12 protein-coding genes and 1 pseudogene are annotated in these 15,293 nt (G+C 70.5%); 11 read left to right on the top strand and 2 right to left on the bottom strand.

Annotated features, from left to right (window positions below; genetic code table 11):
• Positions 1-2 precede the first annotated feature (2 nt).
• The 11 genes and pseudogenes from AB0B64_RS44800 to AB0B64_RS44750 all read left to right on the top strand — a co-directional run bounded on the left by AB0B64_RS44800 (position 3) and on the right by AB0B64_RS44750 (position 12,721).
• Positions 3-755, top strand: a complete 753-nt coding sequence (locus AB0B64_RS44800; RefSeq protein WP_357955574.1) for a YebC/PmpR family DNA-binding transcriptional regulator — start codon at positions 3-5, stop codon at positions 753-755.
• A 41-nt stretch (positions 756-796) separates the two neighbouring features.
• Positions 797-2,431 carry a hypothetical protein gene (locus tag AB0B64_RS44795; RefSeq protein WP_358187234.1) on the top strand — a complete coding sequence of 545 codons (1,635 nt, stop codon included), beginning with the start codon at positions 797-799 and terminating at the stop codon, positions 2,429-2,431.
• An 11-nt stretch (positions 2,432-2,442) separates the two neighbouring features.
• Positions 2,443-3,600, top strand: a complete 1,158-nt coding sequence (locus AB0B64_RS44790; protein ID WP_357955571.1) for a GNAT family N-acetyltransferase — start codon at positions 2,443-2,445, stop codon at positions 3,598-3,600.
• 184 nt (positions 3,601-3,784) lie between these two features.
• Positions 3,785-4,279: pseudogene (gene ruvC, locus AB0B64_RS44785) on the top strand (crossover junction endodeoxyribonuclease RuvC); the annotation flags it as partial.
• Between the two features lie 182 nt (positions 4,280-4,461).
• Positions 4,462-5,067 carry a Holliday junction branch migration protein RuvA gene (ruvA, locus tag AB0B64_RS44780; RefSeq protein ID WP_357955570.1) on the top strand — a complete coding sequence of 202 codons (606 nt, stop codon included), beginning with the start codon at positions 4,462-4,464 and terminating at the stop codon, positions 5,065-5,067.
• Between the two features lie 16 nt (positions 5,068-5,083).
• A complete protein-coding gene (gene ruvB / locus AB0B64_RS44775) occupies positions 5,084-6,115 on the top strand; it encodes a Holliday junction branch migration DNA helicase RuvB (protein ID WP_357955567.1) in 1,032 nt (343 codons plus the stop codon).
• Positions 6,116-6,333: 218 nt separating this feature from the next.
• On the top strand, positions 6,334-6,759 hold the full coding sequence (yajC, locus tag AB0B64_RS44770) for a preprotein translocase subunit YajC (protein WP_358187222.1): 426 nt from the start codon (positions 6,334-6,336) through the stop codon (positions 6,757-6,759).
• A 42-nt stretch (positions 6,760-6,801) separates the two neighbouring features.
• Positions 6,802-8,619, top strand: coding sequence for a protein translocase subunit SecD (secD, locus tag AB0B64_RS44765; protein WP_358187217.1), 1,818 nt, complete (start codon positions 6,802-6,804; stop codon positions 8,617-8,619).
• Between the two features lies 1 nt (position 8,620).
• Positions 8,621-9,610 carry a protein translocase subunit SecF gene (gene secF / locus AB0B64_RS44760; protein ID WP_358187212.1) on the top strand — a complete coding sequence of 330 codons (990 nt, stop codon included), beginning with the start codon at positions 8,621-8,623 and terminating at the stop codon, positions 9,608-9,610.
• A 227-nt stretch (positions 9,611-9,837) separates the two neighbouring features.
• A complete protein-coding gene (locus AB0B64_RS44755) occupies positions 9,838-10,356 on the top strand; it encodes an adenine phosphoribosyltransferase (protein ID WP_357955560.1) in 519 nt (172 codons plus the stop codon).
• Between the two features lie 175 nt (positions 10,357-10,531).
• Positions 10,532-12,721: a bifunctional (p)ppGpp synthetase/guanosine-3',5'-bis(diphosphate) 3'-pyrophosphohydrolase gene (locus tag AB0B64_RS44750; protein WP_357955558.1), complete on the top strand. Its 2,190-nt coding sequence runs from the start codon at positions 10,532-10,534 to the stop codon at positions 12,719-12,721.
• 13 nt (positions 12,722-12,734) lie between these two features.
• Here the strand turns inward: AB0B64_RS44750 and AB0B64_RS44745 are convergent, their stop codons facing one another.
• Both AB0B64_RS44745 and AB0B64_RS44740 read right to left on the bottom strand, forming a co-directional pair.
• On the bottom strand, positions 12,735-13,850 hold the full coding sequence (locus AB0B64_RS44745; RefSeq protein WP_358187205.1) for a cupin domain-containing protein: 1,116 nt from the start codon (positions 13,848-13,850) through the stop codon (positions 12,735-12,737).
• Between the two features lie 173 nt (positions 13,851-14,023).
• Positions 14,024-15,253, bottom strand: a complete 1,230-nt coding sequence (locus AB0B64_RS44740; protein WP_357955554.1) for a DUF349 domain-containing protein — start codon at positions 15,251-15,253, stop codon at positions 14,024-14,026.
• Positions 15,254-15,293: the final 40 nt, after the last annotated feature.

The raw sequence follows: 15,293 nt of genomic DNA, 5'->3' as shown, positions 1-15,293 counted from the left end.
TAATGTCCGGCCACTCCAAATGGGCGACGACGAAGCACAAGAAGGCCGCGCTCGACGCCAAGCGCGGCAAGCTGTTCGCGAAGCTCATCAAGAACATCGAGGTGGCGGCCAGGACCGGCGGCCCCGATCCGGACGCCAACCCGACGCTCTTCGACGCCATCTTCAAGGCCAAGAAGAACTCGGTGCCCAACGACAACATCGAACGGGCCCGTAAGCGCGGCGGCGGCCTGGAGGCGGGCGGCGCCGACTGGCAGACCATCATGTACGAGGGCTACGCCCCCGGCGGCGTCGCGGTGCTCATCGAGTGCCTCACCGACAACCGCAACCGCGCGGCCTCCGAGGTGCGCGTCGCGCTCACCCGCAACGGCGGCTCGCTGGCCGACCCCGGCTCGGTGTCCTACATGTTCAACCGCAAGGGCGTCGTGCTCGTGCCCAAGCAGGGGCTCGACGAGGACGACGTGCTGACGGCGGTGCTGGAGGTGGGCGCCGAGGAGGTCAACGACCTGGGCGACTCCTTCGAGGTCGTCTCCGAGGCCGGCGACCTGGTCCCGGTGCGCAAGGCGCTCCAGGAGGCCGGCATCGACTACGACTCCGCCGAGTCGAGCTTCCTGCCCACGATGAGCGTGCCGCTCGACGAGGACGGCGCCAAGAAGGTGTTCCGCCTCATCGACGCGCTCGAGGACAGCGACGACGTGCAGAACGTCTTCGCCAACTTCGACGTCTCCGACGAGGTCATGGAGAAGCTGGAAGCGTGATGGCGCACGCCTGATCTGAGTCCGCTGTAAGGTCGGGCGTCGTGACCTCCCCCCGTACCTCTACCGACATCTCGCCCGCTTTCGCGTCTCCGGCCCTCGGATGGCTGCTCCTGCTGCCGGCCCTGCTGGGCACGTTGATCACCTTGCTCCTGCCCACCGTCCAGACGATCCTGCTCAGCCTCCAGTCGGCCGGGCTCACCGGCCCGAGCGTCTTCGTGGGACTGGCCAACTACGGCCAGGTGCTGGGTCAAGGGGCGTTCTGGAAGGCACTGGTCTTCACGCTGTCCATAACGGTCATCCCGCTGCTGGTGGCCGTGGTGGTGGGACCGCTGCTCGCGCTGGCGCTCGACTGGTCGGGCGCCTGGCCGAGGCGCGCCGGGCGGATCGTGCTGTCCCTCGCCATGGTGGCGTTCTCGCCGGTGGCCGTAGCGGTCTCCTGGATGCGCGGGCTGATGCCCGACGCGTCCGGCCTGGCCACGATGGCCGAGGGCCTGCGCGACCCCGCCACGGCTCCGGGAACGCTCCAGCTCATCCTGGCCGCCGCCACCTTCGGCGTGGTCTGCGCGCTGGCGACGATGGCGTTCCTGCCCGCGCTGCGCGGCGGCACGGTCTCACCGGCCATGCTGGCCGTGGGCGGGCTCGTCGCCCTGGCGATGGTCGCCGCCGGGCTGCAGACGTTCGCGATCGGGCTGACCATGACGCACGGCGGCCCCAACGGGTCCACGCAGACGCTGAGCCTCGTCCAGTACACCTACAGCTTCATGGTGGGCAGGGTCGGGCTGGGCGCCGCGGTGGCGACCGTCATGGGGCTGGTCCTGGGCGTCCTGGGGATCGGCGCGGTCTGCGTGGCGGCGGCGAGCGGCATGCGCATCACGGTCGAACCCCGCGGGGCGACCCCGGATCAGGCCGTCGTACGCGCCGGCTCCGGGGCCAAGGTGATCGTCGGCGTGGTGGCGCTGGTGGTCGTCGCCGCCGTCGGGCTCGCCTTGACCTGGCCGTGGCTGTCGGCGCTGCTGGCGCCCACCCAGCCGGGATCCGCGGCCCCGTCCGGGTGGCGCACGGTCCTCAACACCTGGGCGCCCGCCCTGATCGGCGCGCTGGTGTCGGTGGGCGTCGCCTACCTCGGGGCCCTCGGCATCGGCGGGCTGCGGCCGCTGGGCCGCAGGAGCGAGTGGCTGCTGCTGGTGTTCGCCCCCTGGCTGTTCGTCGGGATGGGCCCGCTGAGCCTGGCCGACTGGCGCACCATCCGCGGCATGAGCCTGATCGACTCCTTCATCGCCCTCGTCCAGCCGGTGCTGGTCAGCGTGCCCGCCCTGCTGATCCTGACGCTGCTGTGCAAGGGGCTGGCCGCGCGTGCCGGCAAGGACTTCCTGAGCGGCGTGGTCCTGCCCTCACTCCCCATGGCCGGCATCCTCGTCCTGGCCGTCACGCTCGTGAACGGCCAGGAACTCCTGTGGCCCCTGCTGGTCGCCCAGGACCCCGGCCTGGCCACCGCGCCGGTCGAGCTGCTCACCCGGACCAGCGGCTACACCTCGGCCCCGCCCGACGTCGGCCTGGCCACGCCGCTGGCCGTGGTCGCGGTCGCCCTGATCGGGATCGTCGCCGCGCAACTGCTCTACCTCGACCGGCTCGCCATCACCGTGGGCCGTTCGCGGACGGACGCCTCACCTGCGTAAATTGTGGGACCGTGGACATCCGTGATGTGACCTCCGACGACCTTGACGCCGTCCTCGACCTCCGCCAGCGCTCCTTCGGCCTGGTCCCTGCCGCCGAGCGGGAGCGCTGGCGCCAGGCGGCGCTGCCCGCGCTGGCCGAGGGCCGCTACCTGGGCATGTTCGACGGGCCCAGGCTGGTCGCGACCTCGCGGCTGCGCCCGTTCACCCAGTGGTGGCACGGCAAGCCGCAGCCCTTGGCCGGGGTCGCGGCCGTCACCGTCAGCCCGGAGGATCGCGGCAAGGGCGTCGGCGGCCGGCTCATGCAGGCCACCGTGGAGCGGGCCGTGGCGTTCGGCGACGCCGTGTCCGCGCTCTATCCGGCCACCACGCCGCTCTACCGCTCGGCCGGCTACGAGCACGCGGGGGCGCAGCACCGCGTCACGCTCCCGGCCGAGGCGCTGCGGACGATCCCGCCGAGCGGCCGGGTCGAGCTGCGCAGGATGGGTCCCGGCGACGCGGCCGAGGTGGTCTCGGTGCTGCGGCGGGCACACGGCGCCGCGCGCGCCTCCGGCCCCGTCTCATGGGACGAGCGCACCTGGGCGCTGTGGCTCGGCCGGGAGGACGACTTCCTCTATCTGGCGCCGGACGGCTACGTCGTCTACCGCTGGGCCGGCCCGGACATCGAGGTCGACAACCTCGTCGCCGAGTCCGAGGAGACCGCCAGGGCGCTGTGGTCGCTGGTGGGCAGCGCGTCGTCGATGGCCGAGCACGTCACCGCCAACGTCGCGCCCGACGATCCGGTGCTGTGGCTGCTGCGTGAGCGGTCCACGGAGCACATCAAGCAGGTGCGGTGGATGTTCCGCGTCCTCGACGTGGCGGCGGCCGTGGAGCGCAGGGGATACCCGGCCGCCGTCGCGGGTGAGGCGGTCGTCGAGGTGACCGACCGGCTGCGGGCGGGCAACACGGGGCGCTGGCGGCTGGAGTTCTCCGGCGGCGCCGGAGCCGCCACGCCGCTCGGGGACCCGGGGGAGTCCGGGGCGGTGCTGTCGATCAACGGCCTGTCCGCCCTGTACGCGGGGATCCCGGCGGCCACGCTGCGGCGCGGCGGCCTCATGTCCGGGCACGAACGCTACGACGAGCTGCTGGACACCGTCTTCGCCGCCAAGCCGTACATGCTGGACTACTTCTGACCGCCCCAGCCACGTCCGCTCTCCGGCGGTCCTACGGTCGCGGGCGTTCCGGAGGGCCGGCGCACGGTCGCGGGTGTTCCCGGCGGATGGCCCATGCTCGCGGGCGTTTCCCGATGCGCGGGCACGTCAGCCGGGGTAGAGTCTCGTGCCGAACAGATGTTCGGCGGCGCGGGGAGGCAGGCCGGTGCGGGTGATGGGCGTCGATCCGGGGCTGACCCGGTGCGGCCTTGGCGCGGTCGAGGGGCGGCCGGGCGCGCCGCTGTCCTTGGTGGCCGTCGGCGTGGTGCGCACCGGCGCCGACGAGGAGCTGGGCACCCGGCTGGTCGGCATCGAGGCCGGCATCGAGCAGTGGCTCGACGACGTGCGTCCCGACGCGGTGGCGGTCGAGCGGGTGTTCAGCCAGCACAACGTCCGCACGGTCATGGGCACCGCCCAGGCGGCGGGCATCGCGGTCCTGTGCGCGGCCAGGCGCGGTCTGCCGGTCGCGCTCCACACCCCGTCCGAGGTCAAGGCCGCCATCACCGGCAGCGGCACCGCCGACAAGAAGCAGATCGGCGCCATGGTGACCCGCCTCCTGCGGCTCAGCGAGATGCCCAAGCCCGCCGACGCCGCCGACGCGCTCGCCCTGGCCATCTGCCACGTGTGGCGCGGCGGCGCCCAGCACAAGCTGGCCGAGGCCGTGGTCAGAGCCCAGAGCCGCACAGCCCGGGCCCCCCGTACGACACAGGGCCCCACGGCCCAGAGCCGCACGACAGAGGACCGCACGTCCCTGAGTCGTATGGCAGAGGGCCGCGCGGCAGAGGACCGCACGTCCCTGAGCCGTATGGCAGAGGGCCGTACGATAGGGAAGGACGTGGCGCTGTGATCGCGTCCGTGGCCGGGCAGGTGACGGCGATCACCCCCTACGGCGCGGTGATCGAGGTCGGCGGGGTCGGCATCCTCACCCACTGCACACCCGCCACCCTCGCCGCGCTCAGAGTGGGCGAGGAGGCGCGGCTGGCCACGTCGCTGGTGGTGCGGGAGGAGTCGCTCACCCTCTACGGCTTCGCCACCGCCGACGAGCGCACCGTCTTCGAGCTGCTCCAGACGGCCAGTGGCGTCGGCCCCAAGGTGGCGCTGGCCATGCTCGCCGTCCACACGCCCAACGCGCTGCGCGTCGCCGTGGCCTCCGCCGACCTCAAGGCGCTCACCAAGGTGCCGGGCATCGGCCCCAAGGGCGCCCAGCGCATCGTGCTGGAGCTCAAGGACCGGCTCGGCACCCCCGACGAGGCGCTCGACGCGGCCCTCAACGGCGACCGGCGGGCGGCGGCCTGGCGCGACCAGGTCCACTCGGGCCTGGTCGGGCTGGGCTACTCCGCCAAGGACGCCGACGAGGCCATCGCCGCGGTCGAGCCGGAGGCGGGCGACGACCCGCAGATCGCCGTCCTGCTCAAGGCCGCCCTGCGAACGCTGAGCAGCGCGCGATGAGCGGGGAGGTCCAGGCGTGAGCCTTGAACGTGATCTCGTCTCGCCCGACGCCGAGGGTGACGAGCTGCAGATCGAGGCGGCGCTGCGGCCCAAGCGGCTGAGCGAGTTCATCGGCCAGGCGCGGGTGCGGGAGCAGCTGTCGCTGGTGCTGGAAAGCGCCATGCGGCGCAATCGGCCGCCGGATCATGTGCTGATGAGTGGTTCGCCGGGTCTGGGCAAGACGACACTGGCTATGATCATCGCAGCCGAGTTGAGCGCTCCGCTCCGCATCACCTCAGGGCCGGCCCTGGAGCGGGCCGGTGATCTCGCGGCCATCCTGTCGACGCTGGCCGAGGGCGAGGTGCTGTTCATCGACGAGATCCACCGAATGGCCCGCCCCGCGGAGGAGATGCTCTACCTCGCGATGGAGGACTTCCGGGTCGACATCATCGTCGGCAAGGGCCCCGGAGCCACCGCGATCCCGCTCGACATCGCGCCGTTCACCCTGGTCGGCGCCACCACCAGGGCCGGTCTGCTGCCCGCGCCGCTGCGCGACCGGTTCGGCTTCACCGCGCACATGGACTTCTACGAGGTCGAGGAGCTGGAGCGGGTCCTCTACCGCTCGGCCAGGCTGCTCGAGGTGACGCTGCCGGGCGAGGGGGCGCACGAGATCGCCAGGCGCTCGCGCGGCACGCCCCGCATCGCCAACCGCCTGCTGCGCCGGGTCCGTGACTTCGCCGACGTGCGCACGGAAGGCGTCATCGACCGCGACATCGCCTCCGCGGCCCTCAACCTGTACGAAGTCGACCCCGAAGGGCTCGACCGGCTCGACCGCGCGGTGCTCGGGGTGCTGCTGCGCAAGTTCGGCGGCGGCCCCGTCGGCCTGTCGACGCTCGCGGTGGCCGTCGGCGAGGAGCCGGAGACGGTCGAAGTGGTGGCCGAACCCTTCCTCGTACGCCAAGGACTGCTGGCCAGGACCCCGCGCGGCCGGGTCGCCACCGCCGCGGCGTGGCACCACCTCGGGATGACACCGCCACCCGACGCATTCGGAGCGACACTTTTCGACTGATCACAGAACGGTTGCAACCGTTTCAATATGGGAACTTCCCCGCGCGCCGAAACGCTGCTTCGTTGCCGCGTTTCGCAACAAGCGCCTACACTCCGTGGCTTGGCTGGCTGTGTAGGCTGACGGGCTGAGCGGCGCGGCCCCGAGGCTACGCACGGAATTTCCGGCGCGAGGCCGGTGTCAACTTCTTGTACGACAATGGAAGGTCGCCCCTTATGAACATGGGACAACTCGGAAGCATCCTGCCGCTGATCCTTCTGGTGGTGGTGTTCTACTTCTTGCTGATCCGTCCCCAGCGCAAGCGCCAGCAAGAAGCGACCGCCATGCAGAACTCATTGGCTCCGGGTGCCCGTGTCATGACCACCACCGGCCTGTTCGGAACGGTGGTGGCGGTGGACAATGAGGACGTGATTCTCGAGGTCGCCCCCGGGATCGAGACCCGATGGGTGAAGGCCGCCATCGGGCGTGTCGTCACTCCCGGAGACGCTCCGGCCGACGAGCCTCTCGCCGACGAGCCCGTCGCGGACGACACGGCCGGCCACGAGGTAGTCAAGGGCGACGACGACAAGGACAACACTCCCCGTGAGGAGACCGAGACGACCGTGGAGCGCAACGGCGGCAAGGACTCCAGCACCAAGCAGTCCTGACTAGGCTCTGCCTCAAACCCCTATCTGAAAGACTGACGACCAGTGGCCCGACCGACCAGCCGCCACAGCCGACCGGGGCGAACGCTCCTGGTGCTGCTGGCGCTCATCATCGCCCTCGGTGGGACGATGTTCCTGCAGAAGGCGTTCACGCCCAAGCTGGCACTCGACCTCGCCGGCGGCACGACGGTGACTCTGTCTCCCGTGACCCTGAACGGCGCGGCACCGCCTGAGGAGATCCTGGACCGCGCGGTGAACATCATCCGCGACCGGGTCAACGGCACCGGCCTGTCCGACGCGGAGGTCGCCAAGTCAGGCGACAACATCATCATCTCCGTTCCGGGCGCGGGTCAGGAGGAGGTCATCAAGCTGGTCGGCACCACGGCGGAGCTCCGCTTCCGCCAGGTGCTCGCCATGGCGGCCACGCAGACTCCGCAGGAGCTCGCCACCGAGGCCCCCAAGCCGGGCACCTCGCCGTCCGCCGCCCCGTCCAGCACGGCAACCTCCAAGCCGTCGGCCAAGCCGTCCTCGTCTGCTGGGGCCCCCAAGCCCAGCACGTCGCCCACGGGCAAGGCCCTGTCCTCGGCGCTCGTCGCGCCGTCGGCCACCCCGTCGGCCGGCACTCCGGCGACCGAGGCGCCCAAGGCCCAGGAGACGCCGAAGGCTCAGGACACCAAGAAGGGCCAGAAGGACGCCAAGGCCACCCCGGCGCCCACCCCGACGTCGAGCGGCCAGCCGCCCACCCAGGACCCCACCGCGGGGATCGACACCCAGGGCATCGACCCGGCCGTGCTCGCGCAGTTCAACAAGCTCGACTGCAGCGACCCGAAGAACCGCGGCAAGGGCGTCCAGGACGACCCGGCCAAGCAGTTCGCCGCGTGTGAGTCCGACGGCAGCCTCAAGTACGTCCTCGACGTGGCCAAGGTCGTCGGCACCGACATCTCCTCGGCCAGCGCCGGCGTCCAGCAGGGCAGCACGCAGTGGCTCGTCCAGCTCGACTTCAAGAGCAGCGGCGCGAGTGAGTGGAGCAAGCTCACCTCGACCGCGTACAACTCGAAGGAGCCGCGCAACAAGGTCGCCGTCGTGCTCGACGGCGTCGTGATCACCGCGCCCAACATCATCGGCCCGATCCCGGGCGGCCGCGCCGAGATCACCGGCGGCTTCACCCAGAAGACCGCCACCGACCTGGCCGACCAGCTCAAGTACGGCGCGCTGCCGCTGAAGTTCAACCCCAGCTCGATCGACACCGTGTCCTCGACGCTCGGCCAGGACCAGCTCATGGGCGGCCTGATCTCCGGCGCCTTCGGCCTCGCCCTCGTGGTGCTCTACTCGCTGTTCTACTACCGCGGCCTGGGCATTGTCGCCGTCCTCAGCCTCGCGGTCGCCACGATCATCACGTACACGGCGGTGGTCGTGCTCGGCCACAACGCCGGGTTCCGGCTGTCGCTGCCGCACATCATCGGCCTGGTGGTCTCGATCGGCATCACCGCCGACTCCTTCATCGTCTACTTCGAACGCATCCGAGATGAGATGAAGGAAGGGCGGCGGACGCTGCGCGCGGCCGTCGAGGTGGCCTGGGTGCGTGCGCGGCGCACGATCCTGATCGCCGACGCCGTCATGTTCATCGCCGCGATCGTGCTCTATCTGCTGGCCGTGGGCGGTGTGGCCGGGTTCGCGTTCGCGATGGGCCTGACCACGCTGATCGACATCGTGGTCGTGTTCCTGTTCACCAAGCCGCTCATCGCGGTGCTGGCCAAGCTCAAGTTCTTCGCCAAGGGTCACCCGCTGTCCGGCCTCGACTCCGAGCGTATGAGCCAGGACCTTGGCACCACCGGCCGTACGACCACCCCGCAGGAGGCCTGAGATGGGACTGGGGCGTCGCCTCTACCGCGGCGAGATCGACGTTGACTTCGTCGGCCGCTGGAAGCTCTGGTACAGCCTTTCCGGCTTCCTGCTGATCGTCTCCCTCGCCGGGCTGCTCATCAACGGGCTCAACCTGGGCGTGGAGTTCAAGGGCGGGTCGGTCTTCTCCTTCAAGGCGCAGACCGCCACCATCCAGCAGGTCCGCTCCTCCTTCCTCGACGAGGGCGTGCACCAGCCGATCGTGCAGACGGCCGGCGACCGCTGGCGGGTCACCACTGAGACCCTTGACACGGCGGCGGTGACCAAGGTCCAGAACGGCATCGCGAAGGACTTCAGCGTCCCGGTCAAGGACGTCGACATCCAGTCGATCGGCGCGTCCTGGGGCGGTGAGGTCTCCAAGAAGGCGTGGATCGGCCTGGGCGTCTTCATGCTGGCGATCATTCTCTACCTGTCCATGGCGTTCGAGCCGAAGATGGCGCTGGCCGCCATCGTCGCGCTCATCCACGACCTCGTCATCACGGCGGGCGTCTACGCCTGGTCGGGCTTCGAGGTCACGCCCGCGACGCTGCTCGGCTTCCTGACCATCCTTGGTTATTCGCTCTACGACGCGGTCGTGGTGTTCGACATGATCAAGGAAGTCACGGCCAAGCTGGGCACCACGTCGAAGCAGACCTACTCGATGGCGGCCAACAACGCCCTCAACCACACGCTGATCCGATCACTGAACACCTCGCTGGTCGCGATCCTGCCGGTGGCGGCGATCCTGTTCATCGGCACCACGCTGCTCGGCGCGGGCACGCTGAAGGACCTGTCGCTGGCCCTGTTCGTGGGCATGATCGTCGGCACCTACTCCTCGCTGTGCGTGGCCACGCCGCTGCTGGTGACGCTGAAGGAGCGGGAGCCGAAATACCAGGCCATCGCCAGGCGGCTCGCCTCCACCGGCACCAAGGGTGGCAAGGGCGCCAAGAGCGCGGCGACGGCCAAGGGCTAGCCCGGCTCGGCCCACACGGGCCCGCACACGCGTGAACGACGCCTCCGCCCAGATGGGCGGGGGCGTCGGCTTGTAGAAGCCCTGAGGGCCCTCACAGGGCCGGACATAACCGGGTGAATGCCACTTACCACCCCCCGGCAGGCGCCGGTGGTCCGCCGGATGGGCCATCATGGAGGCCGTCAGTCGTGGGAGAGGACCGCCAGGCGGTCAACCGAAGGAGTGCCGTCATGAGCGACCTGAGCTCGTTGATCTGCGACCGGATCAGGGACGTTCCCGACTACCCCCAGGCGGGAGTCATGTTCAAGGACATCACCCCGCTACTGGCCGACCCGGTGGCGTTCACGGCCGTGGTCGACGAACTGGCCGGCGCGTTCGACGTGGACAAGATCGTCGGGATCGAGGCGCGGGGCTTCATTCTGGCCGCTCCGGTGGCCTACCGGGCGGGGGCCGGATTCGTGCCCATCAGAAAAAAGGGCAAACTCCCCTCCGAAACCCTGGAGGAGTCCTACGATCTCGAGTACGGATCCGCGACCATCGAGGTGCACCGCGACGCCTTCGCCGAAGGCGACCGGGTGCTCATCGTCGATGACGTGCTCGCCACCGGCGGCACGGCGGAGGCCACCGTACAACTGGTGCGCAGGGCCGGTGCCGAGGTCGTCGGCGTCGCCGTACTGATGGAGCTGGCCTTTCTCAAGGGACGCGAGCGTCTCGCGGGAGTGGATTTGCGCTCCCTTGTGATCGTCTGAGCCCGCCCCGAGAGAGGCCAGGTTTGTCACCTGGATACACTGGGGGGCCTGGACTCGATAGTAAGGAGTCTGTGTGCCCCGTGATGTGGTCGTGCCCGACGTAACCGACGCTGGGAGTGCCGAGACGGCGCCCGGTGTCCCGGCGGTGCGTCGACGGCGATTTGGGGGTGGGGCCATGAATCCGGTGCTGGAGCCGCTGTTCAGGACGGTTCGCGCCACCCACCCCAAGGCCGACCTGCGCCTGATCGAGCACGCCTACGACGTCGCCGCCTACCACCACCGCGACCAGAAGCGGAAGAGCGGCGACCCGTACATCACCCACCCGCTGGCCGTGGCCACCATCCTGGCCGAGCTGGGCACCGACGACGAGACGCTCTGCGCGGCCCTGCTGCACGACACTGTCGAGGACACCGCCTACGGCCTCGACGAGCTGCGCGGCGACTTCGGCGAGACGATCGCCTCGCTGGTCGACGGGGTCACCAAGCTCGACAAGGTCAAGTTCGGCGACGCCGCGCAGGCCGAGACGGTGCGCAAGATGGTCGTGGCGATGTCGCGCGACATCCGGGTGCTGATCATCAAGCTGGCCGACCGGCTGCACAACATGCGCACGATGCGCTACCTGCCCGAGCACAAGCGCCACCAGAAGTCCCGCGAGACCCTGGAGATCTTCGCCCCGCTGGCCCACCGCCTGGGCATGAACACCATCAAGTGGGAGCTCGAGGACCTCGCCTTCGCCATGCTCTACCCCAAGCGCTACGACGAGATCGCGCGCATGGTGTCGGAGCGGGCCCCGCGCAGGGACCTGTTCCTGCAGGAGGTCATCGAGAAGGTCTCCGGCGACCTGCGCGACGCCAAGATCCGCGCGCTGGTCAAGGGCCGGCCCAAGCACTACTACTCGGTCTACCAGAAGATGATCGCCAGGGACGTGGCCTTCGACGACATCTACGACCTGGTGGGCATCAGAGTCCTCGTCGACAGCGTGCGCGACTGCTACGCGGCCCTCGGGACGATCCACGCGCGCTGGAACCCGGTCCCCGGCCGGTTCAAGGACTACATCGCGATGCCCAAGTTCAACATGTACCAATCGCTGCACACCACGGTGATCGGTCCCGAGGGCAAGCCCGTCGAGCTGCAGATCCGCACGCACGCCATGCACCACAGGGCCGAATACGGCGTGGCCGCCCACTGGAAGTACAAAGAGGAGGTCGGCGCCCCGGGCCCCGCCGGCAAGGTCAAGCCGGGCAGCGACATGGCCTGGCTGCGCCAGCTCCTCGACTGGCAGAAGGAGACCTCCGACCCGGGCGAGTTCCTGGAATCGCTCCGCTTCGACCTGTCGGTCTCCGAGGTCTACGTCTTCACCCCGCGCGGCCAGGTGGTGGCGCTGCCGGAGGGGGCGACCCCGGTCGACTTCGCCTACGCGGTCCACACCGAGGTCGGTCACCGCTGCATCGGCGCCCGCGTGAACGGCCGCCTGGTGCCGCTGGAATCGCGGCTGGGCAACGGCGACACGGTCGAGATCTTCACCTCGAAGTCGCCCGACGCCGGTCCGTCACGCGACTGGCTCAAGTTCGTCAAGTCCGGCCGCGCCCGCAACAAGATCCGCCAGTGGTTCTCCAAGGAGCGCCGCGAGACCGCGATCGAGGCGGGCAAGGAGGCCATCGGCCGGGCCATGCGCAAGCAGGGGCTGCCGCTGCAACGCCTGATGTCCGGCGAGTCGCTGCTGGCCCTGGCCCGCGACCTGCGCTATCCCGACGTGTCCGCGCTCTACGCGGCCGTGGGGGAGGGGCACGTCGCCGCGCAGACGGTCGTGCAGAAGCTCGTGGCCTCCATCGGCGGCGTCGACAGCGCCGAGGAGGACATCGCCGAGACCTCGCTCCCGACGCGCCTGCGCGGCCGTCCCCGGGGCGGCGGCGCGGGCGTGGTCGTCGCGGGCGACTCCGATGTCTGGGTACGCCTGTCGAAGTGCTGCACCCCGGTGCCCGGCGACGAGATCGTCGGCTTCGTCACCCGGGGGCACGGCGTGTCCGTGCACCGCGCCGACTGCACCAACATCATGCAGCTCAAGTCGCAGCCCGACCGCCTGGTGGAGGTGAGCTGGTCGCCGGGCGACGACTCGGTCTTCCTGGTGGCCATCCAGGTCGAGGCCCTCGATCGGCCCCGCCTGCTGTCCGATGTCACCCGGACCCTGTCCGACCAGCACGTCAACATCCTCAGCGCCTCGGTGACCACGTCGCGGGACCGGGTGGCGGTCAGCAAGTTCACCTTCGAGATGGGCGATCCCAAGCATCTCGGTCATGTGCTGAAGGCCGTCCGCAACATCCAGGGCGTTTTCGACGTCTACCGGGTCAGCGGCGCGAGCACGTAGCCGGACCAGGAGATCAGGTGCCGGGCCGGCGGCTCAGGTGGGTGGACAGATCGGGCAGGTTGACCACGATCGCGTCCTGCGTGCTGCGGGCGATGACGACCACGGCCTCCTGCTCCGGATCGGGATTTTCTTCGCGGTGCGGGACATAGGGCGGGACGAAGATATAGTCACCGGGCTTCGTCTCCAGCCGCGTCTCGCGTGCGTCCTGGGGGTCGAGGAACACGAACGATGGCGTGCCGCTGACCACGTAGATGGCCGTCTCCGACTCCCCATGGTGGTGATCGGCCGAGCGCGTCGACGGGGCGACGTGGGTCTGGCCCATCCACAGCTTGCCGGACCCGGCCGTACGCCCGCTGACGGCGGCCAGGCGGTGCATGCCGGAGCTCTGGGCGGTCTCGGACGTCAGATCGCCTGAGGCGATGTGGCGCAGCCGCTGGTGGAACGGGTCCCCATCGGCCCGGTAGCCCTCCCACAGGCGCCCTCCGGCCTGCTCCAGCACGCTTCCTGCCGTGGCGGCCAGGCGTGCCGGATCGTCGTGGGCGGACAGCAGTTCGTCGGCGAGCGCGGCGTCGTACGCGCGCAGCTCGCGCAGCAGCCATTTGCCCGAGCCGTGCCAGCGGCCCGCGGACGTCAGCGCCAGCCGGGCCGACTCCTCGACGACCTGCCAGCGGATGAACGCCAGCTCGCCCGGGTCCGTCGCGCCCGCCAGGTCGTCGAGCAGGTCCGACAGGACGTAGCGGGCCCGGTCCAGCATCCGGGGCGCGGCGGGGGCGGGACCGGCGGAGAGGCGTTCGCGCATGACCGCCTGGACCTCGGCGGCGCGGCCCGCCCGGTCGGTGAGCACCACGCCCTCGGCGCACAGGCGCGGCAGGGTCGGCCAGCGGGCGGCCAGATCGCGGTCGGCCCAGCCGGTCAGGCTCAGCTCGGTGTGCACCAGCAGGTCGACCGGCCACTCATGCCACCGCAGCGACTCGCGGTAGGGCACGGCCAGGCCGTCCAGCACCACGACCACGTCGAGATCGGACCGGCTCGTGCGGTGGCCGGTCAGCGCGCTGCCGCCCAGGAAGGCGTAGAGCGCGTCCGGGAACAGCTCGGCGACCAGGGCGCGCGCGGCGGGCACAGGTTCCATGCCCAACACCTTAGAACTCCCCGAGCCGGCCGGGCACCCCGAACACGGGGCATCCCCGACGCCGGACAGCCCCAACGCAGGACATGCCGGGCGCCGGGTACGCAGGCGACCCCCTTCGCCTGCGGATCGGCGCGAACCTCAGTGGATCGGCCCTCAGTGGATCTTCGCGAACCTCAGCTGAACTCGGCCAGCGTCCGCTCGGCCTCCTCCAGCCACGAGCGGCGGGCCGTGATGGCTTCCTCGGCCTCCTTCACGTCCTTGGCGCGTCCGGCCGCCTGAGCCTTGGCCAGGCGCTTCTCCAGCTGCTCGATCGAGGTGCGCAGCTGGTCGACCGTGCTCTGGGCGCGGGCCCTGGCCTCGGGGTTGGACCGCTTCCACTCGGCGTCCTCGGCCTTGCGCACGGCGTCGTCCACCTTGCGCAGGCCGCCTTCGAGGCGGTCGCGCTGCTCGCGCGGCACCGGACCGGCCGCCTCCCAGCGCTCCAGGATGTGGCGCAGCGCCGCCCTGGCCGTGCGGACGTCGGTGACCGGAAGGATCTTCTCGGCCTCCGTCAGCAACACCTCCTTGAGCTCGGCGTTGGCCGCCAGGGACGCGTCGCGCTCGGCGAACACCGCCGAGCGGGCCTGGAAGAACAGGTCCTGGGCGCCCTTGAAGCGCGCCCACAGCTCGTCCTCGGCCTCCCGCGACGCCCGGCCCGCGCTCTTCCAGCGCTGCATCAGGTCGCGGTAGACGGCCGCCGTCGTGCCCCAGTCGGTCGAGTCGGCGATCGCCTCCGCCTCGGCGACGATGCGCTCCTTCTCCGCGCGTACGCCCTCACGCTGCTCGTCGAGCCCCGCGAAGTACTGCTTGCGCCGCTTGGCGAAGGCGGTGCGGGCGGCCGACAGCCGCTTCCACAGCGCCGCCTCGGTGACGCGGTCGATGCGGTCGGCCGCCTTCCACTCCTCGACCAGCTGGCGCAGCCGCTCACCGCCCGACTTCCAGTGGGTGGTCTCGTCGGCGATGCGCTCGGCCTCGTCGACGATGCGTTCCTTGACCGTCCTGGCCTCGGCGCGCGCGTGCTCGCGCGCGGCCTTGACCTCCTCGCGCCGCTGCGCGACCGCCTCCGTCAGGCCGTCGAGACGGGCCGTCAGCGCGGCGAGGTCGCCGATGGCGTGCGCGTCGGCGACCGCTTCGCGGAGCTTGACGATGCTGGCCTCGGCCTGCGCCGGGGCCAGGTCGGTGCCTTTCAGCCGCTGCTCCAGCAGCGTGACCTGGCCGGCCAGCTCGTCGTACTTGCGATGGAAGTAGGCCAGCGCCTCGTCCGGTTCACCGGCCTGCCAGGACCCGACGGCTCGCTCTCCCTCAGCCGTACGCACGTAGACGGTGCCGTCGTCGTCTACCCGGCCCCACGGGTCGGTGCTCACCGTGTCCTCCCGCACTATCCATCAGACCCTTCGGGACTAC

It is taken from the genome of Nonomuraea sp. NPDC049129 (assembly GCF_040648495.1).
GTDB lineage: Bacteria > Actinomycetota > Actinomycetes > Streptosporangiales > Streptosporangiaceae > Nonomuraea.
This window is presented reverse-complemented; position numbering and strand designations above follow the sequence as displayed.